Origin of the sequence: uncultured Slackia sp. (genome assembly GCF_944321625.1) — a bacterium.
Taxonomy (GTDB): domain Bacteria; phylum Actinomycetota; class Coriobacteriia; order Coriobacteriales; family Eggerthellaceae; genus Slackia.
Window position 1 is genome coordinate 1 of sequence record NZ_CALUMA010000034.1, and the last position, 20,956, is coordinate 20,956.

The 20,956-nt window shown below is 57.7% G+C and carries 14 protein-coding genes, 1 tRNA gene and 1 pseudogene; 12 read left to right on the plus strand and 4 right to left on the minus strand.

Translation table 11 applies throughout. The features are described from left to right. The first annotated feature begins 113 nt into the window (after positions 1 to 113). A complete protein-coding gene (locus Q0J60_RS03190; RefSeq protein ID WP_294438787.1) occupies positions 114 to 1,169 on the plus strand; it encodes a Fic family protein in 1,056 nt (351 codons plus the stop codon). An 89-nt stretch (positions 1,170 to 1,258) separates the two neighbouring features. On the opposite strand, the gene Q0J60_RS03195 is transcribed toward Q0J60_RS03190, so the two are convergent. Together Q0J60_RS03195 and Q0J60_RS03200 are read right to left on the minus strand one after the other, a co-directional pair. Then, entirely contained in the window at positions 1,259 to 2,221 is a 963-nt protein-coding gene (locus tag Q0J60_RS03195; protein ID WP_294438788.1) for an MBL fold metallo-hydrolase, read from the minus strand. 723 nt (positions 2,222 to 2,944) lie between these two features. Continuing rightward, positions 2,945 to 3,035: transfer RNA gene (locus tag Q0J60_RS03200), tRNA-Ser, on the minus strand. 80 nt (positions 3,036 to 3,115) lie between these two features. Here Q0J60_RS03200 and Q0J60_RS03205 point away from each other — a divergent pair. The 3 genes from Q0J60_RS03205 (at position 3,116) to Q0J60_RS03215 (ending at position 8,724) form a co-directional block, all read left to right on the plus strand. Next, on the plus strand, positions 3,116 to 5,137 hold the full coding sequence (locus Q0J60_RS03205; RefSeq protein ID WP_294438789.1) for a DUF2207 domain-containing protein: 2,022 nt from the start codon (positions 3,116 to 3,118) through the stop codon (positions 5,135 to 5,137). Positions 5,138 to 5,261: 124 nt separating this feature from the next. After that, positions 5,262 to 5,729 carry a 5-(carboxyamino)imidazole ribonucleotide mutase gene (gene purE / locus Q0J60_RS03210; protein ID WP_294438790.1) on the plus strand — a complete coding sequence of 156 codons (468 nt, stop codon included), beginning with the start codon at positions 5,262 to 5,264 and terminating at the stop codon, positions 5,727 to 5,729. A gap of 88 nt (positions 5,730 to 5,817) precedes the next feature. Then, positions 5,818 to 8,724: a hypothetical protein gene (locus Q0J60_RS03215; RefSeq protein WP_294438791.1), complete on the plus strand. Its 2,907-nt coding sequence runs from the start codon at positions 5,818 to 5,820 to the stop codon at positions 8,722 to 8,724. Positions 8,725 to 8,933: 209 nt separating this feature from the next. On the opposite strand, the gene Q0J60_RS03220 is transcribed toward Q0J60_RS03215, so the two are convergent. Next, entirely contained in the window at positions 8,934 to 10,376 is a 1,443-nt protein-coding gene (locus Q0J60_RS03220; protein WP_294438792.1) for a helix-turn-helix transcriptional regulator, read from the minus strand. A gap of 264 nt (positions 10,377 to 10,640) precedes the next feature. Here Q0J60_RS03220 and Q0J60_RS03225 point away from each other — a divergent pair, with 264 nt between their 5' ends. From Q0J60_RS03225 to Q0J60_RS03255, 7 genes are all read left to right on the plus strand, one after another. After that, entirely contained in the window at positions 10,641 to 11,270 is a 630-nt protein-coding gene (locus Q0J60_RS03225) for a hypothetical protein (RefSeq protein ID WP_294438793.1), read from the plus strand. 58 nt (positions 11,271 to 11,328) lie between these two features. Further along, entirely contained in the window at positions 11,329 to 14,208 is a 2,880-nt protein-coding gene (locus tag Q0J60_RS03230; protein ID WP_294438794.1) for a molybdopterin-dependent oxidoreductase, read from the plus strand. After that, the gene (locus Q0J60_RS03235; RefSeq protein ID WP_294438795.1) at positions 14,201 to 14,791 is read left to right on the plus strand and encodes a 4Fe-4S dicluster domain-containing protein; all 591 of its coding nucleotides are present in this window, start codon (positions 14,201 to 14,203) and stop codon (positions 14,789 to 14,791) included. The genes Q0J60_RS03230 and Q0J60_RS03235 overlap by 8 nt, the downstream gene beginning before the upstream one ends. Further along, entirely contained in the window at positions 14,792 to 15,652 is an 861-nt protein-coding gene (locus Q0J60_RS03240; RefSeq protein ID WP_294438796.1) for a DmsC/YnfH family molybdoenzyme membrane anchor subunit, read from the plus strand. It begins immediately after the preceding gene. Positions 15,653 to 15,702: 50 nt separating this feature from the next. Further along, positions 15,703 to 16,641 (plus strand): molecular chaperone, encoded by a 939-nt coding sequence (locus Q0J60_RS03245; RefSeq protein ID WP_294438797.1) that lies wholly within the window; start codon positions 15,703 to 15,705, stop codon positions 16,639 to 16,641. Positions 16,642 to 16,706: 65 nt separating this feature from the next. Beyond that, on the plus strand, positions 16,707 to 17,996 hold the full coding sequence (locus Q0J60_RS03250) for a uracil-xanthine permease family protein (protein ID WP_294438798.1): 1,290 nt from the start codon (positions 16,707 to 16,709) through the stop codon (positions 17,994 to 17,996). A gap of 85 nt (positions 17,997 to 18,081) precedes the next feature. After that, positions 18,082 to 19,344 carry a uracil-xanthine permease family protein gene (locus tag Q0J60_RS03255; RefSeq protein ID WP_294438800.1) on the plus strand — a complete coding sequence of 421 codons (1,263 nt, stop codon included), beginning with the start codon at positions 18,082 to 18,084 and terminating at the stop codon, positions 19,342 to 19,344. 100 nt (positions 19,345 to 19,444) lie between these two features. Here the strand turns inward: Q0J60_RS03255 and Q0J60_RS03260 are convergent, their stop codons facing one another. Beyond that, positions 19,445 to 19,603: a hypothetical protein gene (locus tag Q0J60_RS03260; protein WP_294438801.1), complete on the minus strand. Its 159-nt coding sequence runs from the start codon at positions 19,601 to 19,603 to the stop codon at positions 19,445 to 19,447. A 222-nt stretch (positions 19,604 to 19,825) separates the two neighbouring features. On the opposite strand from Q0J60_RS03260, the pseudogene Q0J60_RS03265 reads away from it, so the two are divergent. Then, positions 19,826 to 20,956 (plus strand): annotated as a pseudogene (locus Q0J60_RS03265) (hypothetical protein); the annotation flags it as partial.

The following is a 20,956-nucleotide window of genomic DNA, read 5'->3' on the forward strand; positions in this document are numbered from 1 at the left end:
AAAGCGCGACGTCGCCGATGTGGCGGGTCGAATTGGCGGTTTGTGCCGCATTTCGACGTATCATTAGGCAGAAAGCATGAGAGTTTTCTGCCTAATCCGGATCGAGGTATTCCATGCGCACGTTCGATTATCGCCATCTTCCGCAAGGGTTGTTCGACGGTCAAGTGGGCACGGCAAACGTGCGCCTCTATGAGGATCGGGGCAGGTTTGACGCTATGAGGAAGACAGCCTCCGATGCGCTCGAGTCCATGCGGCGCGAAGCTCGGTTTGACAACGTGGACGCCTCCATGCGCATTGAAGGGTTTTATCTGCCCGCCGATCGCGTAAGGGAGATCGTCGAAGGGGCGCAGCCTTCGGGGGAAACCGAGTCCCAGATTGCGGGCTATGCGCGGGCGCTCTCACTTATCGAGGGGTCTTGCGGGGAGCCGAGCGACGGCATGCCCCTTTCGACTGCCACGATTCTCAAGCTCTATGAGACGCTGTATTCTCACCGCAATTTGGGGCGCAAAAGCCGCTATCGCAAGAAGGACTATATGTATGTGCAGGTGGATGGCCACCCGCGCGCCATGCCGGTGAGCCCTATTACGGCATTTGAAACACCGCTGGTTTTGGGTGGTGCCTGCGATAGCCTTGCCGATGCATTCCTGGCGAGCTCATGCAGCCCTCTTATTCTAAGCGCGGTATTTACGGTAGATTTTCTTGCTATACGCCCGTTCGACGAAGGGAATGGGCGCATCGCGCGTCTGTTCGCCAACCTGATGCTTGAAAAGGCGGGGTTTGACGTGTTCCGATACGTGAGCGTCGACCGCATCATCGAGGAGTCGGGGATGGCGTATTACGACGCCCTCAACGCGTGCGTCGAAGGATGGGACGTAGGGAAGAACGACTATGCGCCCTATGTACTGTATTGGCTCGAAACAGTCCACAAGGCGTATGCGCTTTTGTTCGACGCTCTGGAGATGCAGGATTCGGCGGGCATGGGAAAGTCCGAACGCGTGCGTCTTTTCGTCCAACGAGCGAAAGCGCCCGTAACGAAACGCGATATTCGCGCCGCGCTTTCCAACGTGAGTGAGGCGACCGTCGAGGCGGAGCTTGGACGCATGGTCAAGGAAGGCGTTGCGGAGAAGATCGGCGCCGGTCGTGCGACATCGTACCTGTGGAAAGGGTAGATGGCGCCGATGAGCTCTTCTCCATGCATATGCGTGGTACTTACGAATGACTGTTTGCCGATAAGGGCATGCGTCCGCTGGTCGTGTTGTTACGCTAACTCGATGACTAATCCGCCGGCGGTTTCGCTCACCATGCTCTCGCCCAGCTCCTCGCGCAAGATTGCGAGTGCGCGGTCGCCGGTGCAGTGACCGGTATATATGTGTTCGATGCCGGTTGCTTTAAGGCGTCCTGCCAATGCTCGTACCTCGTCATCGGGCGTCTCATAGAGGTGGAATCCTCCGACGAGAGCGTGAATGCGCTCATCGGGCATGAAGGCCTGGGCCTCGGCGATGGCGACATCGGGCCCGCAATGCGAGCAACTGCTGAACACGGCAATTCCGTCGTCGAGCTTTACGATAAGACTTTGCTCATGCGAAAAGTCGTCGGGAACCAGCTCGTCTTCGGCGGGCACGGGTACGCTGGATCGTATGCGCGCATGTGTCTCGCAAAGGTTCGATTCCCCGGCGGTTGCGTCGGCGCAGTTGTTGGGGAGGGTGGCGGACGCTTGGGCGGTGCTGACCAGGGCGCTGTCAAGATTGGACTGATCGGGCGCTACGTACATGCGCGCTTCGACGCCCTTTTGCGCCAGACCGGCGGTGGAATGGGGAAGCGCCCAAACATCAGGCGCGATTTCGGTGGGTCGGCTCACGCGTACGATGCGGTTTGCGTGCCGCGTGAACATGCCAGGCGCCACGCCCATGTACATCATCTCACCCTGGTCGATTCCGTAGCAGTTTTCCTGCGCAGCTTCTGCGATATAAAGCTTTGCGGTGCTGTTTACCTGGAAAAACGCATCGAAACCGTCGGCGTGGTCATAGTGCGCATGCGAAAGGGCGGCGCATTCGACACGGGCCAAATCAACGCCTAACGTCCGGGTGTTCTGGACGAATATCCCGCTATCGCCCGCATCAAGGAGAGTCATGTGCCCGCGATGTTCGATGAGCACCGAAAGCCCCCATTCGCATACAAGATTATTCGGGGCCTTATTGTCGATCAGAATGGTGGCTTTCATGGGCACCTCTCTTGAGCGATTGCCTGCTTCATGCTGCGCTCAGTGTACCCTATGGGACTTTTCGGGAGCTAAGTTAGAAAGAGATGAGACAAGTCGTCTGACGTTCAGTACAAGCAATTCTTGGAAAAACGCCAATATTATCGAGTTACGAACTTTGCGTACAAGGAATTTATGGCCTCAGTGTATGAAAAACCGCGCTCGCATGACGTTTCTCCAGGAAAAATGACGGTCTTGAAAGCGGTTCAGGGCGATACGTCCGCCATCCGGGCGGTCAAGAACTCAAGAGCGCGCAAATGAAGGGAGATTGGAGTTCGTATCTCGAAATTATTGGCGTTTTCCGCCAAATTGGCTGTACATGGAGTTCGCAACTCAAGAAAAGTGGCGCACGTCTGGGCTGCGGCCGTCGTTAGCGACTGGAAAGAGGGGTCCGACTTGTCGTCCGGAGATCTCCTGCTCTCTTAAGGAGCGAGCCGTTCGGAAGAACGGCGAAATAAAAAACAGGTCCGGACATCGCCGAACCTGCAGCATGCATCTGGCGGAGAGCTGGGGATTCCCGCGTCCGTTTCGCGGACGCTCTGCCTCTCGGGCTAAAGCCCTCGAGCGAATCGCTAAAAACCGCCCACTGGGCGGTTTTCTTAACGCGATTCCACCTCAACGGTTCGAATCTCTCTATCCCGGAATAAAAAAACAGGTCCGGACATCACCGGACCTGCAGCATGCATCTGGCGGAGAGCTGGGGATTCGAACCCCAGATACGCTTTTGGCGTATACTCGCTTAGCAGGCGAGCACCTTCGGCCTCTCGGTCAGCTCTCCGTAAAAAGGTGCGCGAAGCATGGTATCGTTATTGCGCGCGAAATGCAAGGTCGCACTACAGATTGAACATAGGAGACTTAATGAAGCCCTGCAATACATATTCCCGCAGCGAATTCGCCCGTGGTTCATTCGGCGTTGCGGTCTTCTTTATCATACTTGTCGCAATCGTTGCGTTGCTCGGGCTTCTTATCCCGCACGCGTCGGCATACGCCAAGGATTACGCGTGTCCCAACGTGACCATCGACGCCACGGTGAACAACGACGGATCGCTTTCGGTCACCGAGTCGCGCGAGTTCGAATTCGACGGCGACTTCACGGCGGTGTGGTGGGAGCTCGGCGAAAACCTGCCCTCCGATTCCTGCGAGGTGGCAATCGACGGCGTTTCCATGACGGAGCCGCAGGCCGTCGGCGCCAACATTGATTCTGCCGCGGCGGCGATCGAAGGCCTTTCCGAAGTGCCCTTCGAAACCGAGTGGCGCGATGCGGGCGGCCCCGGCACCACGGCGTATTCCTTCGACGATGCGCGCGACACCCTGTACGTGTTCTTTGACGTGGAAGACGCGATGTCCGTCATCACCATTTCGTATACCATCACGAATTTCGTTCAGCTGTACGACGATGTCGCAGAGCTCTACTGGCAATTCGTAGGCCACGGCTGGGAGGTTGACAGCAGCCACGTGACCGCGACGGTGCGGCTGCCCGCCCCCAGTGGCACCAGCCTTGCGTCGGGCGACGAGACGGTGCGCGCATGGGCGCATGGTCCGCTGGACGGCACGGTGGACATCCAAAACGACGGCACCATAACCCTTGCCATCCCGAAGGTGGCAGCTGGCGGATACGCCGAGGTGCGCGCGACGTTTCCCGTGGAATGGATGAGCGGGGTTGGCTCCGTGTCGCCCATGCGTCATACGGGCGACCGTCTTGACTCGGTGCTTGAGGAAGAATCGCGCCTTGCCAACCAGGCCAATGCCGAACGCCTGCGCTCGCTCGCGTTCATCGTGGTGTGCCTGCTGGTTTCTATCGGTGGTATCGCCTGGGCGATCGTGATGTTCTTCCGCCACGGCAAGGAGCACAAGCCCAAATTCCAGGACCAGTATTGGCGCGATGTGCCCGACCCCTCCATCCACCCTGCGGTTATCGGTCGCCTGTGGCGTTGGGATTCCCAAGATCAGGCCGATTTCACGGCGACGCTCATGCACCTGTCGCACAAGGGCGCGCTGCGCATCGACGCGGGCACCTACCAGACTCCCGACGGCAAAACGGTGCAGGATTACTATCTCACGCGCCTTCCCGGCTGGGAGGAAAAGGTGGCGGACAGCCCGATTGATGCCAGGGCGATGAAGGTCGTGTTCGACACGTTCGCGCAGGGCGCCGACTCGCTGTGGTTCGGCACCATCAGCCAATACGGCCAGGACAACCCCGACGCGTTCATCGACGCCATGAACGAATGGCAGGGCATCGTGAGCGCCCAGACCAACAGGCATAATTTCTTCGAGGCCAAGGGCAGCCGTTATCAGGGGCTTATGGCTACGCTGGGCTTCCTGGGCATTTTTGTCGGCTTCGTGGGCATCGTCCTGTTCTCCAACTTCATTCCGCTGATCGCGCTTGCGCCCATGTCGGTCGTGTTCTTCGTGGTCGGAACGGTCATGAGCCGCCGCAGCACGGAGGCAGTTGAACTGTACGCGAAATGCGAGGCGCTTCGCAATTGGCTGAAGGATTTCAGCGCCCTTGACGAGCGCCTGCCCACCGACGTGAAAGTATGGGGCGAGATGATGGTGTACGCCTACCTCGTCGGCGTGGCAGAAGAGGCCATCAAAGCACTGCAGACGCGCCTGCCCAACGTGGTGGCGGACCCCGGTTTTGCTCCGGTGTATTACTGGTATGCGCCGCATTACTACGGCACGAGCGCGGCATCGTCCGCCGTTTCGAGCCCCGTGGACATGTTCTCCACCATGCAGAGCAACACGATGTCGGTGGCAAGTGAGGCCTTGAGCGCCGTCAGCGGCAGCTTCAGTAGCGGCGGCGGCTTTGGCGGAGGCTTTTCCGGAGGCGGCGGGTTCTCGGGCGGCGGCTTCGGCGGCGGAGGCGGCGGTGCGCGCTAAACGGCCGCAAGCGAGCCGTGTGGTTTTTACGCTTGATGCACGCGGCCTGCCCAAACCGGGTATCATCGTGCGCGTAAGTTGGGCGCGGCGTGTGTGCTGCGATTGCTAAGCAAAGGAGAACGCTATGGGTTGCGAAGAGAAAACCCCGGTCATTGGCATCATCATGGGCAGCGAGAGCGATATGCCCACCATGGAGCCCTGCATGAAGCAGCTGGATGAGTTCGGCGTGCCGTACGAGGTCAAGGTGGCGTCCGCTCATCGTAAGCCGCTCGAGGTCCACGCTTGGGCCGAGAGCGCCGAAGAGCGCGGCCTGCGCGTGATCATCGCCGCCGCCGGCAAGGCGGCGCATCTGGGTGGCGTGGTTGCGGCCTACACCCCGCTGCCGGTTATCACCGTGCCCATGAAGACCTCCGACCTGGGAGGTCTCGATTCCCTGCTCTCCATGGTGCAGATGCCTTCCGGCGTGCCCGTGGCCTGCGTCGCCATCAACGGCGCCAAGAATGCGGCCATCCTCGCCGTGCAGATGATGGGAACCGGTTGCGAAGGCGCTCGCCAGAAGATTAAGGACCTCATGGCCAAGATGGCCGAATAGCGCACGCGAGCGCTTGGGAGGTCGGTCCGATATCGCACGCTATTTTCTGGCCCATGTCGCGTAAAAGCGACGGGGCTCTTCTGTTTCGGTGGCGGCCGAAGAGGATACGCAGACCGATTTCACGGTGGAACTGCCTGCGGGCACTCCGCTTGATGCGCAGGTGACCGTCGACCTCTCAACGTTCCCGGGCATTGCCATGGGCCTTGTCGAATCGTCTTGGGAGAACAACGCGGCCACGGTGGTCCTTGAAAATGGCGAAGCCACCGTTCAGGGCGTGCTGCAGCCTGCTGGCGGCGGCATTGAAGAGCTGGGCGGCTTTTCCGTTCGATTCACGGTGGCCGAATCCGCCGAGGGCGCCAGCGTTTGGGTGGGCGGCGTGCGCCACGACGCTCCGTTCGAGGTGGACGGAGTGAAGCTGACATATGAGGACGGCACGCCTACGCTTACGCTCAACGGCGCCTCCATTGACCAGGCGGGCGGCGCTGGTTCTACGAAGTACGCCATTTACACGGCGGGCAACTTGCGCATCCAAATCCAGGGCGAGCCGAGCACGATTACGGTGGACGATGCCTCGCAGGTTGCCGGGGCGATTTATGCGGGCGGTGCGCTGGATATCGTCGGTTCTGTTCCGCCTGACGGCTCGTCGCTTTCCATAGCGTACGTGCGTCATGCCGTTGCGGACAAGGAGGCCGTAAGCGTCGTACGCGCCCAAAGCGCGACTATCCAGGCAAACCTCTCGATAACGCTCTCTTCTGCCGAAGATGCTGCGAACGATGCGCCTTTCACCACTGCCATCAGGTGCGATGACGATATTGTGGTGCAGGGTCGCGGCAATGCGGTTACTCTGACGGCGACGGACGACGTTGCAGGCCGCGCGTATTACGGGCTGGACAGCCAGCATGGGTCGGTTGCCGTTTTCGACGCGGCGCTTTCCGTTCGGGGCGCGTTCAGCTCCGCCGTTGATGCCTGGGAGGGCGACATTAACGTGGAGGGACGCTCGTCGGTGGTCGTGGATGTCCAAAACGCGGCGAGCTTCGGTGCATTGTTCGCGCCGAACGGAGCCATCGGCGTGGATCTTACGGGAGGACCGTCTTCCTTCGAGGTGAATGCCGCGCGTCCCGATGACGCAGACCCGAGCCTTCTTTCTCCGGGCGCTGTGTTAGCCAAGGAGATTGCGGTGGCGGACGGCCTGTTCACGGTGAAACCCGCCGGCGCTCAGGTTGCAACGCTGTCGGAGCCTCTTATGGGCTTCGGTGACCTGCAGACTATCGCAGCTGTCGAAAACCTCGAGGCACCTGCCGCTTCGGTGAAGGCGGTGTCCGCTCTTGAGGGCCAGCGCATGGGCGATGTGTTCCCGGTGGGTTCTTTTGCGACCATCGTCTGGCAGCAGGCGCTCGGGCGCGAGGATACTTACGACGCGAACCATGTGGTCTCGGCGGGCGATGCTGACGCCATTGCGCAGTGCCAGACGCTGCGGTGCCGCGACGTGCCGGCAGCCGATTATGCGAAAAGCGGCATAGAGCATCTTGCTGAGCTGAAATATGTGACAATCACCCTCTCTGACCAGGGCGATGCCTTGCTCAAGCTCCCTGCCATGAGACTTGATGGGCTTTTGGTGGGCGCTAGGGATGGCGTGCAAGGCGTAACGGTTGAATCGCCTTCGCTTGCAACGGGCACGGTTGTTTTCGACAACGACGTATTGACGGGTTCTTCGGCGTCGGTGGCAAGCCTGTCGTTTGCCGGCTCCATGAGCTTTGGGTCTTTGGACGTTGCCGAGCTGCGTTCGCTCGAGTCGCTTGCGTTTGGTGAGGGCGTTGATATTGCTGACCTGGTGGTTTCTAATTGTGGGTCGCTGAATAGCGTTGACGTGTCGCATCTTGCGGGGCTGGAGAAGCTACGCTTGAGCGCTCTAGGCGAGGGCTTCACCCAGCTTGGCCTTTCGTCAAACACGCAGCTTAAGTCGCTTTCCCTTAGCCTGTTGAACAGCGGTTTTACCCAGCTTGATCTTTCGGGGCTGACGCAGCTTGAGTCGCTCGCCCTTGGCGGCGGCGGGTTTGAGGGTCTCGATCTTTCCCACCAAGCCTCGCTGAGCGATTTGCGGATCGATGGCGCCGGCGCCCTGACGTCGCTTGACCTGTCGGCGCAGCACGCGCTTGGCAGCGTGTGGGTTAACGGGGCGGGCAATTTGGCGTCGCTTACGTTTGCCGCTGATGCCCCGCTTACTGAGATTTATGTATCTGGCACGGGGCTGACGCAGCTCGAGATTCCCCAAACTGCCGCTCTGGCGAGTTTGAGCGTGGGCGATAACCAGCTGTCAGAGCTGGTGATTCCCGAGGGGAGCAGGCAAACGCTTGAATCCCTGATCGCCTATGGAAACAAGCTGAAGTCGCTCGATCTGAACGGCATGAGCCTCGATGGGTGCTTGCTGGTTGCCGCCGGCGGGGAAGACCTCCGGCCCCAGACGCCCGTGTTCGAGGGCGCGGAGCAGAAGGACGGATCGGTAGTGGTCGACCTGTCCTCCCTGGCTGCTGGCCTCATGGAAGTAGATCCCGGTGCGGGAGTGTACGATGCGACGACGCGCGCAGTGACGTTCGCGAGCGCTGCCGATGCCGAGGGCGGGTTCTCGTACCATTTTGGCACGGGCGCTCACGTCTCCGGAGGCGATAGCGACACCGTTGGGGTTGATGATGGCGTGCTCGTGGTTCAGGCTAGCGTTGACGTAAAGCCGTATGGCGACGGCTCCGGCGACGGTGACAGCTCTGGCGATTCCGACAGCGACGGTGCCGGTGGCTCCGACGACCCGGAGGGCACGGGCTCCGATACGGGGCAGGCAGGAGGCTCCGATGCGTCATCCAACAACGGTCAGGCTGGCGGGGAGCTCTCCCGTACGAACGACATGACGGGCGCGGTGATCCCCATCGTGATCGGCGTTGTCGCGGTGTCAGCGATTGCTATTGTGGTGGCGGTGATATTCCTCAGGCGTTCGCGTCGATAAAGGCCTGAGATCTCACAATGCCACTCAGTCTCTAGGAAAGCGTTGCGGAGACGTCAACGCTCGAGCGTGAGCTGCGATCGCTTCAGGCACTGCGCGACAACTACCCCAAGACGCTCATCACGCTGGATGACGTGCGCCAGGTTTCCCATGACGGCATTACTCAAATTTACGCGCTGGACTGGCTGATGGAATGAGAAAGCGCCCGATATTTACACGGGTGAACCATTTTCTTTCTTGTCGCAGAACCGCTCAAAAGAGTCTATGAGTTGCATGCGGTCGCCAGAATTGGTCTTGAGGTAGATTTTGTGCGTATGGGTGCGTGCTGTTGATTCTGCTATGAATAGCTTTTCTGCGACATACTGCATCGTTCGTCCCGATAGCAGGTAGGTCAGCACCTCCGTTTCGCGCTTTGACAGCTTAAACTCCTCCGCAAACGCGGGGATGAACGACATCTTGTCTGGCCGATGCTCGGTTTTTTCTTGGATGGCCCTGTTGCCTGCGATGGATTCCAGCTCGCTCATCGGGCGGTCGGTGAATACGATGGCGGACGCAACAACCACAACCGCAAGGCAGGTGGTAGCGATGAGCGCAGGGGAAGGGATGGCTCCTCCGAAGCGCCCAATGGCCTCTTCGGCAACCCATCCAAGAAGCATTCCCGAAGAAGCTGCGAGCCTGACCATCACCATCGAGCGCATGAGTAGGTCGTCATTGGTTTTGACGGCGTTGCAGTAGTCATTAAAGGACAGTATTTCAAACAGAAGATAGGCGACAATAATGAGCGCTCCTGCGAGTGTCGGAAGGCTAGAAGGTGCGAGCGCAAATAAGCAGAGCCCTGCAGCAAATAGCAGCGGGACACATTTGTAGGCGGCGTAGAGCCCCTTTTGCTTGCTGAAGCGGGCAATTGCAAGAAAGACTATTCCCAAGCCAATCGAACATGCCGCCTGAAGCGAGGGACCGCTTGCAAACGCGAATTCTGAAGAGGCTGTTCGGGAGGAATAGAACGCGAAGATGAATGCATAAAGAACGAGCGCACCTGTCATCCGCTTGATAGACAGGGGCGTTTTCTTGTGCTCGCACTGCTCCGTGGTCTGAAAAAGATTACGGCCTTCGCGGTCGACCAGGAGTTTTGTCGAAGCGACGAATGCGATTCCTGATACAACGGGCAGGGCAGCTGCGATTCCTAGCATCATAGCGGGGCTGAGGAGCGTGACGACCATATAGAAGAGCGAACCGAATCCGTAGGAGCCGGCTATGAGAATTGCGGTGTCACCGAGCTTTGCATAGCCGAAATAGCAGAGCCACATGACCAGCATGGACACGTCAACGACGGCAACGATGAAAGAAGCCGCAGTAATCATCTCTGGGGTCTGGGCGAGTGCGAGCGAAATTGCCGAGAACGGTCCAATCAGTATGCAGATGCCAGAGAGCAGAACCCTGCCGTCTTCCGTTGCGAGCCGCTTAGCAAACGCGAGCGCTAGAAAAAGCAGGAGCACCCTGAATGTCTCTTCCGATATTTCAAATGGGGCATTAGCCGCTCCCATCAGCTGGCCGAAGATCGGCGAAGGGGACACCGCCATTAGAAATAGCCACGTCCAGAAAAGCGAAAAGCCAGCGATTCTTATAAGGAGTGAAGCCCTGGATTCGTCCATCATGTTGCCCCCTGCCTGCTGAATCCATCTTCATTATTGTAGCTGGTGTGTGAGGGAGGTTTTCCGTCTAGGTTTTCATTGTAAAAGATTCCGACCTGGGAAAACAAAAAAATCGACGTTTTGATGGATGCCGTTTTCTGGCAATCAATCGTTTCACCGATATGCCGCGCTTCGTGGGAATCGTATTTTTTCGGCATCGGCCGAACCGCAAAAGCAAGGCGGCGCGCCTACGGCAAAAGGTGAAGGAATCGAGCAAAGGCAGGAAGCATGGCCACAGAAGAACGGATGGCGGAAATAGAAAAAATCATGAGCCGCCGAAGGTCTTTGACCGAAATCATGAGGAAAATACTGGGCTTTTGCAAAGAGCAGCGTTCGTTTGCATGCGCCGAAGAAGAGATGGCGACGTATCCCGAATTCAAATATATCGACCAAAGCCAAGCTTCGATTATTCGGATTCTCGTGCAAGCGGAAGCGCTCGACCTCATTGAACTTGACGCTAGGGGAAACGTTATAGCTCCAAGCCAGAAGAATTCTCTTTCCGAAGACGAGCTGGACGATCTGATTTGTTCTTACGCGCTGAAAGCCACGGATGCCGCCATTGCCGTCATAGGCAAGATGACAACCGAGAAGCGCCTTGATGCGCTGTTCGCGGCATCGCCCGATCGCCGCGAGGCGTATGCGGGCGTGATGAATCTGTGCCGCACACCTCAATCCTATGAGCAAATCGAGTCTGCTTTGAGCAATAAAGCGCCTCTGCCATCCCGCAACGACCTTTCCGATTTGCCGGTGTACCCAAGCGCCCTTTTGGCCGAGTTGGAAAACGCCGGAGGTTTGGTTTGGAACGATGCCTGGGAGCTGACCGACGAAGGAAATGCCTATCTGAAGGCTCATGAATAGGGGCCATCTTTCCAATAACGGCGCAAGGCGAAGCCTATACAACGAAAGGAACAACGGAATGGGGGACATGAAAAGCGTTGCGCTTTGGAGGCGCAAAAGTCTTTCTAAGCTGTCGCATGCCGCATCGGGTCTTGCCGGCTTGGAACTTGCCGAAAAACCAGCCCTGGTTGAAGCCGACGAAGAGTTTGCCACTTCGGGAGTGAAGCTGGAGAAACATCATACCTGCTGCCACGGCTGCTACAACAACTGCCCGGTGTGGGTGTATACAGAAGACGGCGTTGCCGTGAAAATTGAGGGAGACTACGACGGCACGCTGACCAAGGGCGCATTGTGCACCAAGGCGCTCAACCAGCTGCATCTCGTATATAGCCCTCGCCATATTCTTCACCCCATGAAGCGCATAGGCGTGCGCGGCGGAAACGAGTGGGAGACTATCTCGTGGGACGAGGCGCTTAACCTTGCGGGCGAGCAGATGGCCTTGGCAACCAAGAAGTACGGGCCATACTCCATCATGGTGGGAGCCGGCGGCGGCGGCACTTACGGCAACGTGTTCCAGCGCGTGACGCAGGATGCCATAGGCGCTCCGGTGTGCATATCGGGCGGTGGCTGCCAGTGCTATCTGCCCGCCGATTGCGCCGGCCAGTGGATGCGCGGCGGTTCGAACAATCGACACGAGGGAAACAACGCCCGCGAAATGTGGAATGCATGGAATCCCGCCATGGAGTGCGTGGTGCTCTGGGGCGCGCAGACAAGCGCTTCGGGTGCGGCATATGCGGCGCGGGCAAACGCGGACATGCGCGAACGCGGCGTAAAGACAATTGTCGTTGACCCGTATTTCACCGAGGAAGCTGCCAAGGCGGATATATGGCTTCCTATTCGCCCCATGGCTGACATCGCAATGCTGCTGGGTTGGTTCCGCTACATTATTGCGAACAAGCTCTACGATGAGCAATTCTGCAAGTATTGGACGAACTATCCGTTCCTCATTGACCCCGACACGCGCCTTCCTATTAAGGCAGAAGAAGTTTGGCCCGATTACGTCAATCCTTCCGCCGATCCGAATGATGTGTACGATACGCCTGCCTACGTATGCTTCGACGCGCGAACCAATTCCATACAGCCTTTCCCGTATACGCTCCCCGAAAACTCGCCGGTTGACCCCGTGGTGTTCTGCGAGGCGGAGGTGAATGGTCGCATGTGCAAGACCGGCGGCCAAATTCAATGGGAGGCATGCCAGGAGTGGACGCTTGAGAAGACCGCCGAAGTTACCTGGGTCGATGCGGATACCATCGAACGTGCAGTCAGGCTGTATGCAACTACTCTTTCGGGTATTGGAACTGGGCAGTTCGCGGATATGAGCGAACTTTCTTCTAATTTCATTTTTGGCACGATGGCTCTTGACATGCTGTGCGGCAAGGTGGACAAGCCGGGTGTTGTTTTGACCGAGCAGAAGCCTGAGTCGCGCCATACCACGCGCCCCACGCATTTCTGGTGCGGCCGCCCGTATCAGGAAACGTTCGGCGTGGGCTGGACGGTTGGCCTGACGAAGAACGAAAACCTTCGTCGCAGCAAGGCGGCGGTGGAGCGTTGGAATGAAAAGGGCGTGGACGGCCTTGCGAAGCAGAAGGAATTTGTTGCTTACCAAATGGCGCGTTTGGGCTCCGACCACCACAAGGCTGTTCATCAGTGGCAGCTCAACGAGCTGGCTCCCGTTCGCAAGGCGCTGCTTGTGGGAGAGCCCTATAAGATTTCCGTCCGCTGGGAACAGTCGGGGAATAAATACTGCGTTATGAGCTCGGGCGAAGAGTGGAATAAGGCGTATTCGACTATCGACTTTTGCATCCACCAGCAGCCCCATATGACCTCTACTACGTTTGAGGATGCCGACTTGTTCCTGCCCACCCAGGAATGGCTCGAGTTCGAGCACGCCACTGAAATGACCACGCAGTTCAACCAGACCTACATGCGCAAGCAAGTGGTTCATCTGGGAGAAACTATCGACCCGTTCATTCTCGTAACTCAGATGGTTGACAAACTGTGCGAAAAGCTTGGCGGTGACGATAAGGTGCTTTGCCGCGACTTCCAGTTCAATGGAACTTATCGCACTAAGGAAGACATCTATCCCCAATGGGCCGAGATGTTCGGTGTGGACGATTGGGCCGAGGCGGTAAAACACTCCGAGGATCACACGCTTACCGTTCCCATTGATGAGCTCTACCAGTTCTATCAGTATCTCGACATTGTAGATGATGGGCTGCCTGCCGGATTTGCCACGCTCTCACGCAAGTGCGAGCCCTATGTGACTATGGCTGTGATGAACGGGCATACGGGATTCCCGTACAACTTCCCGTACGAACAGACGGGGCCGCAAGGCGAATGGCTTGAATACGACGCCGTGTGCACGTACCGGGAGCAGAGCGAGAACATGCTCCAGGACGACAAGGAGTATCCGTTCTACCTGACCACAGGCCGCGTGGCGCACTACCATCATACTACGCTCAGAAATGCACCCTACAGTCGCGAACTTATGCCGGTGCCTGATGTGCGCATAAATCCGCGTGACGCCAAGCGCTTGGGCATTAATCACGGTGAATGGGTTGAGCTCTCAAGTCGCAGGGGCAAAACGCGTGGCCGAGCGTATCTCACCGAAGGCGTTCGTCCTGGCGTTGTCATGATGGAGCGTTTCTATTTCCCCGAAAGCTACGACGGGTCCCAGAAGAATCCGACGGGCGGTTGGCGTCAATGCAATGTCAACCTTATGGCGCGCGATGATGTGGTTAATCCCACGTTCGCCTCTGCAAGCTGGCGAGGCTATCGCGTCAATGTTGTCAAATCCGAGAAGCCCGAGGGCGTTTGGACCGAACCCGAAGAGTTCAAGCCGTTCATGCCCGATCACAACGTGGAGTGCAACACGCAAGAGGTGTTCCATCATGCCTAGAAACTGTTTGGTAATCAATCTCGATCGATGCACCGGATGCGATAGCTGCATCGTGAGCTGCAAACTCGAGAACTCCCTTCCGCTGGGGATTTTCTACAACCGTGTGATTCAGGTTGGCCCGACGGGGCAGTACCCCAATATCGAGCGCTACAACCTGCCCGTTCAGTGCCAGCAGTGCACGCATGCCCGTTGCGTCGAGGTGTGCCCCACGGGCGCGAGCTACAGGGATGAGAAAACCAATATCGTGCTGATAGATGCAAGCAAATGCATCGGTTGCCAGTATTGCCTATACGCCTGCCCCTATGGCGTGCGTAGCTTCGATAAGGACGAAGGCGTGGTGAAAAAATGCACGCTTTGCCAGCATCTGACCGCGAAGGGCAAAGAGAAGCCTGCGTGCGTCCACAACTGTCCCGGCGGAGCAAGGTTCTACGGCGATTTGGACGACCCCAACTCCGATGTTTCCCGCGAGCTTGCGAAGTATCCCGACGAATGCATCCATACGTTGGGGGCGCCCGAGGGCGAAGAGCCGCTGACGCGTTACATCCTCTCCCCGAAATACGCCACATGGAAGGAGCTGGTGTAAATGGCACCGAAGATTCAATGGCCCCTTGTGCTGTTCTCGATGCTTGCCGGATGCGGCGGGTGCGCGTTCGCGTTTGTTGGCCTGGGCAACATTTTTGGGGCGCCCGTCGAATTTACGCTGGCGGTGACCGTGGTGTCGTTCGTCCTGGTGGTGGTTGGCGGCCTTTGCTCGGTGCTGCATCTTGCCACTCCCAAGCATGCGCTTTCGGCGATTTCGCACTTGACATCGTTTTCTGGCATTTCGGTAGAGCTGATCATGCTTGGCATCGTTTCAATTCTCATGGTTGGCTACGCCGCATCGTGCGTGCTCTTCGATAGCGCTATGGCCCGCCTTGTTTTTGGCGCGCTCGGCATTGCGGCCGGCCTTGGGCTGGCGTTTGCTACCGGCCATGGCTATCTGATTTCCTCAAAGCCCACGTGGAACACAAAGAAGCTCCCCTTGGCTTACACGGGCACCGCTTTGGTTTCGGGCGGGCTTCTGTATGCGGCTGCCGCTTCCGTGCTTTCTGCCGGGCAGGCCGTTTTGAGCCTTGCCGTGACGGTTACCGCGGTGGGCATGGTGCTTTCTGCCATTGCCGTGATTGCCTATGCATTGCACTTGGGAAAAGGGAGGCTTAAGGACAACGCGGCGCTTTTCTGGGGAGGCATCGTAGCGTGTGGGATTGCGGCCCCCATCGTTTTGCTCGGCGTGGTTTTCGCGGGTGGTGTGCCCGGGGCGGACGCCCTGCTTTTAATCGCAGGCTTCGTGTTCTCCGTGGTAGGGGGCATCTGCCTGCGCATGCTCATGTGGATTGTTGGCGCAGGGTTCCTCTTCTTCTTCGAGGAGGCTCAGGCCAACAGGAGCGTCATTCTGAACGTCTAATGATGGCCGCATTCCGTGAATGCGAGCAATGAGAGAAAAGGAATCATCTGATGATTTCGTATGAAGAATTCGTCCAGGTGCAGAACGGGCGAGCGTCGCTGTATCGCCTCGTTGCAAAGATTTTCCGTGAGCCTTTGTCGCAGGAAGATATTGAGGCGCTGGCACAGGGGGGCTTGTCGGGCTTTGCCTGCGGCGACCAGCGCATCGACCATGGCGTGCATGTGATGGCGAGGTATCTTGCCAAGAGGAATACGGGTACGCGCGAGTTGCTCAATCGCGATTACACGCTGGCCTTCTATGGAATCCAGGGAGTGGACGGCCGCATGGCGCTGCCCTACGAAAGCGCATTCGGCGGCGAAGAGCAGCGCCTTATGGGCTTTGCGCGTGGGAAGGTGTACAACATCTTCAAAAAACAGGCGCTTAAACTTGGCGAGGGAATCGATCTGCCAGAAGACCACCTCTCCTTTATGTGCGAATTTATGGCGCTCATCGCGGAACGCTCATGCGAGTCTTTCAAGGCCGACCAGATGGATTCGGTGCGCACGTACCTGCGGCTCCAGCAGGAATTCCTTAAGCAGCACATTCTGAACTGGTATCCCAAACTCGCCTCTCTAGCTGGGCAGATAGTGTCGGAGCGCTTCTATCGCGGGGCCATGGAATTCGCCGGCGGCTTTTTCGATCTTGATCTTCAAAATCTGAATGCGCTAGTGGCAGAAACGGGAGCGTCGAGCATCGCGTTCGATTTGAACGAACTTGAGCTCGCCCATCCGGTCAACACATCCAAGCGCAAGCCCAAGCCGTATCCCGTGGTTGATAAGCATGCATGCATTCGAAAGAAAGGCGCTATGTGCATGGCGTGTGTATCGATTTGCCCCGAGCACATCGATCCTTGCGCCGATAGAAAGAAACACCCGCAAAACGAGTGCACGCATTGCGGCCTGTGCATTCAGGCATGCCCCGCTGATGCGCTCACGCTGCCAGAGGCTTAGGGCTAATTCTGTGAACGTCGCCTCAAATTGGGGCGAGAAGGCAATTTCAAAGGGAAGGATGAAGGATGAGAGCAGATGGTGGATACGCGATTGCGGATAAGGTGCCATTGGGAAAGGCATTAACGTATTCGCTTCAGCACTTGATGGCTTTCGTAGGCGGTGGCGCTATTGTTCCCGCCATGCTTATGGGGTTGGACCCGGCGCTTGCCGTGTTCTGCACGGGCTTGGGCACGATTATCTATCTCTTGTGCACCAGGAATAAAGTTCCGAGCTACTTTGGCGTATCGTTCAGCTTCATTACGCCCATGGCTGTCGTTACGGCGGTTGATGGCATCGGCGGCGCGCTATGCGGCGTGGTTTCTGTAGGTATTGTGCTGTGCATTGTGGCATTGCTTGTGAAGCTTGTCGGCACGGGCTGGATTGACAAGGTGCTGCCCCCGGTTGTTACGGGATGTATCATTGCGGTTATCGGCATTGGCCTTTCTGCTACGGCAATCAATTCCGTGATGTTCGACGGCGGCGCTTCCGAGACGTTTGATACGGTTGGCTGCGCCATCGGCTTCCTTACCTTCTTGGTAGCCGTTGTCGCCTCGAGCTGGTTCAAGGGATTCCTGCGCATGATCCCTGTCTTGATCGGTATCGTTGTTGGCTACATCGTAGCCATTCCTGCTGGGCTTGTTGATTTTCAGCCGGTGATTGACGCCGCATGGATTGGTCTTCCCAACATCACGCTTCCTACGTTTAGCATTAACGGCATTATGGTTATCGCTCCTATCGCCCTGGTGCTCTGCGTCGAGCATATCGGCCACCTTATGACGGTGACCAACCTTTCGGGCGAAGATTGCAACAGCAAGCTTTCTTCTTCGCTTATGGGTAATGGCTTGGGCATTATCGTGTCTGGTTCGCTCGGCGGCCCTGCCCTGACTTCCATTGCCGAGAACATTGGCGTCATGGGTCTTTCCCGCTGCTTCTCCACTCGCGTCTTCTGGTGGACGGCTGGCTTTGCTCTTATCATTGGCGGATTCTGCCCCAAGCTCGCTATGCTCTTCTATTCGATTCCTAATTGCGTGCTCGGAGGCGTCTCGCTGCTGCTCTTTGGCCTTATCGCGGGCAACGGTTTGTCGCTGCTTGTTGAGGCGAAGGTTGACTTCAATAAGAACCGCAATCTCATGATTGCCGCCGCGTCCCTGATCGTTGGCATTGGCATGATGACTACCGGCGTCTCCATTCCCATCGGTTCGTTCAACGTGCCTGGCCTTCTTTTGGCATCGATTCTGGCAGTTGTCCTGAATCTGATTCTTCCCAAGGAAGAAGACGAGGAGGAGGCTGCAGAGCCGGCAAAGAAAGCGGCTTAGTTCCCCAAAGCCGTAAACGGATTACTTCTGGGCGACGAACGCTGTCCACCCCTCGTTCGTCGCCCGACCTCATGAAAGGGAAATCATGAGTAAACGAGTTGTAGGCGTGGAAGAAAAACTGCCCTTCGCTAAGGCTATCCCCCTTGGCATGCAGCACTTTTTGTCGATGTTCGGCGCTACCGTTCTTGTGCCTATGCTGATGGGGTTTTCGCCATCGGTTTCGGTTATGTGCTCGGGGATTGGGACTGCACTGTATCTGCTGGTGACCAAGGGAAAAATCCCAAGCTATTTGGGTCCGTCATTCAGTTTTGTTGGCCCCGTTGTCGTAGCGGGGGCTGCGGCGGGGGTCGCGGGCGTTGGATCGGCCATCGTGGTTGCCGGCGTTATCTTTGTGGTGTGCGCGCTCGTCATTCGCGCCATAGGTACGGGCTGGATCGATAAGTTCATTCCTCCCGTGGTAATGGCGTCTATCATTTTCGTAATCGGTTGCGGCCTTTCTACGACTGCGGTGTCGGAAGCGTTGCTTACCGATGATTCCGTTTCAAGCTGGCAAGCTCTTACGGTAGCATTTGTGGCTTTTATTACGGTTGTCTTGTGCACATGCTTTGGGAAGAAAATCATCAACACCATCCCCGTCTTGCTCGGTGCGATTGTTGCTTATGTGCTTTCATGCGCCTTTGGACTTGTTGACTTCAGCCCTGTCGAAGAGGCGACCTGGATCGGTGTGCCCGAGATAACGTTGCCCGAGTTCGACCTTTCGGCAATTATTCTGGTCAGCCCCATTGCTCTCGTTGTGGTTATCGAGCATATAGGGCATCTGTTTGTCATCGGAGAAATGGTGGGGCGAAATTACGGCCCTATGCTATGGAAGTCGGTTTTGGGCGACGGATTAGCGACTGTTGTTGCTGGGCTTTGCGGAGCCCCTCCGGCCACAACGTTTGCGGAAAATATCGGCGTGCTGAGCGTGACGAGGGTCTATTCAACCCAGGTGTTTTGGTTTGCGGCAATTGCGGCGTTTCTCATTGGCGGGTTTTGTCCAAAGGTGGGTGCTCTTATCGGCACGATTCCCGATCCGGTAATCGGCGGCGTATCGATTGTGATTTTTGGGCTTATCGCCTGCAACGCATTGAAAATGCTGGTTACTCATCAAATCGACTTGCACCAAAGCCGCAATATTATCATCTTTGGGGGTCCCGCGGTTGTTGGAGTGGGAATGCAGGCGTTGTCGGTGAGCATTCCTCTGGGCGATTATGCCATTCCTGGCCTTGCGGTAGCCGCTTTGATGGGCATTGTCTTAAATATCGTGCTTCCGGAGGCTAATGCAGATTGCGAGAAACCAGCCGTTTGATTGGCATTTTAAACAACAAATCTCACATCCGAAGGCATCAATGTGCTCCAAGGAGGGGAGGGCATTTGAGGCTGGGCGTGTGCGAAACGCGCATTGCGGGCTAGGCGCTTGCGATGCGCGTTTCATATTGGGGAATAATCTGTTCGAGGGCGGTGCGCTTCATGGCGCATTCGGCGGCGTGTTGCGTGTCTTGGAAATGCCCCTCAGTAACCAGTTGCACGTTTGCGCCCACGCCGCATGAGGGGTTGGTGTGTGCCAAGAGTCGGCGTTGACTCTTGTGGGGCTTGTTGAGGGGTCGAAGGGCGGCAGGTGCCTGCTCCGGTGCCCTCATTATCCTATTTCGTACGCATGAACTTTGAGCCGCTGGGATGCGCGCACCCCGGCGGCTTTTGCATTTTGGCTACAATGGGCAAAAGGCAAACTTGAGCGCGATCATCTCTGCCGCATGCCGGCGTCAACGTTTTTATTCAGGGGGGTCCATATGGCAAAAAAGCTGCTGATGGGAAACGAGGCGTTCGCGTGCGCGGCGCTTGAAGCGGGCGTGGGCGTGGTAGCGGGCTATCCCGGCACACCCTCCAGCGAGCTCATCGAGACGATCGCCGCGCGCGTGGCCGACCACAGCGCGCAGGGCGTTCACGTGGAGTGGTCCACCAACGAGAAGGCGGCGTTGGAATTGGCGGCGGGCGCATCGTACGCCGGTGCGCGCACGCTGTTCACATGCAAGCAGGTGGGCCTCAATGTGGCCAGCGACGCGCTTATGAGCTTGAATTACGTGGGCATCGAAGGCGGCTGCGTGCTGTATGTGGCTGACGATCCGGGTCCCATTTCCTCTCAGACCGAGCAGGACACGCGCCGGTTCGCGGCTTTCGCCAAGGTGCCGGTGCTCGACCCTGAAAACATCGAGCAAGGCATCGAGATGATGCGCGCGGCGTTCGATTTGTCTGAGCGTTACCGCACGCCGGTCATTCTGCGAGCAACCACGCGCGTGTGCCATTCGTCCACGTTCGTGGAGGTCGCCGACGTGACGCATGCTCGTCCGGCCCGGGGCTTTACGAAAGACGACACCCGTTGGGTGATTTTCCCGCGACGCGCCGCCGAAGGCCACCGCGAGGTCAACGAGCGTCTCAGGTGGATCGAGGCGGAATTCTCCGGCACGCAGCTCGATGAGAACGGGGGGATCGTTGGCCCGTTTGGCGGAGCGGATAAGAGTGCCGATGCTTTTGATGCTGCGGTTTGCCATGCGGAGATGGGCGCCCCGGATTCGTCCGCGTCTTGTACGAATGCGGATACGCATGCGGGCATTGCCATTCATGAGGGCGTTGGCGTGCACCCGTGCGACCTTCTGCCGGAGTATCTGCTGCCTGCGGCGGCGGTCGATCTGCATGAATGGGCGGCGGACGGCTCACGAAAGAGCGAGGCTGCTTGCGATTCCCGCGAAGGCGCAGCACATGCCGATGCTGACGGCCAAGCTGGGTCCGAGGGTGCGGCAGCGCACGAGCAGGAGCGCATGGAGCTCATTGCCAAGATGGAGGCGGCAAGACTGCCTGAAGAGCGCGCGGGCATGATTCCCTTTTTCGACTTGGTGCCTCCGTGCAATCTTGCTCGCTTCAAT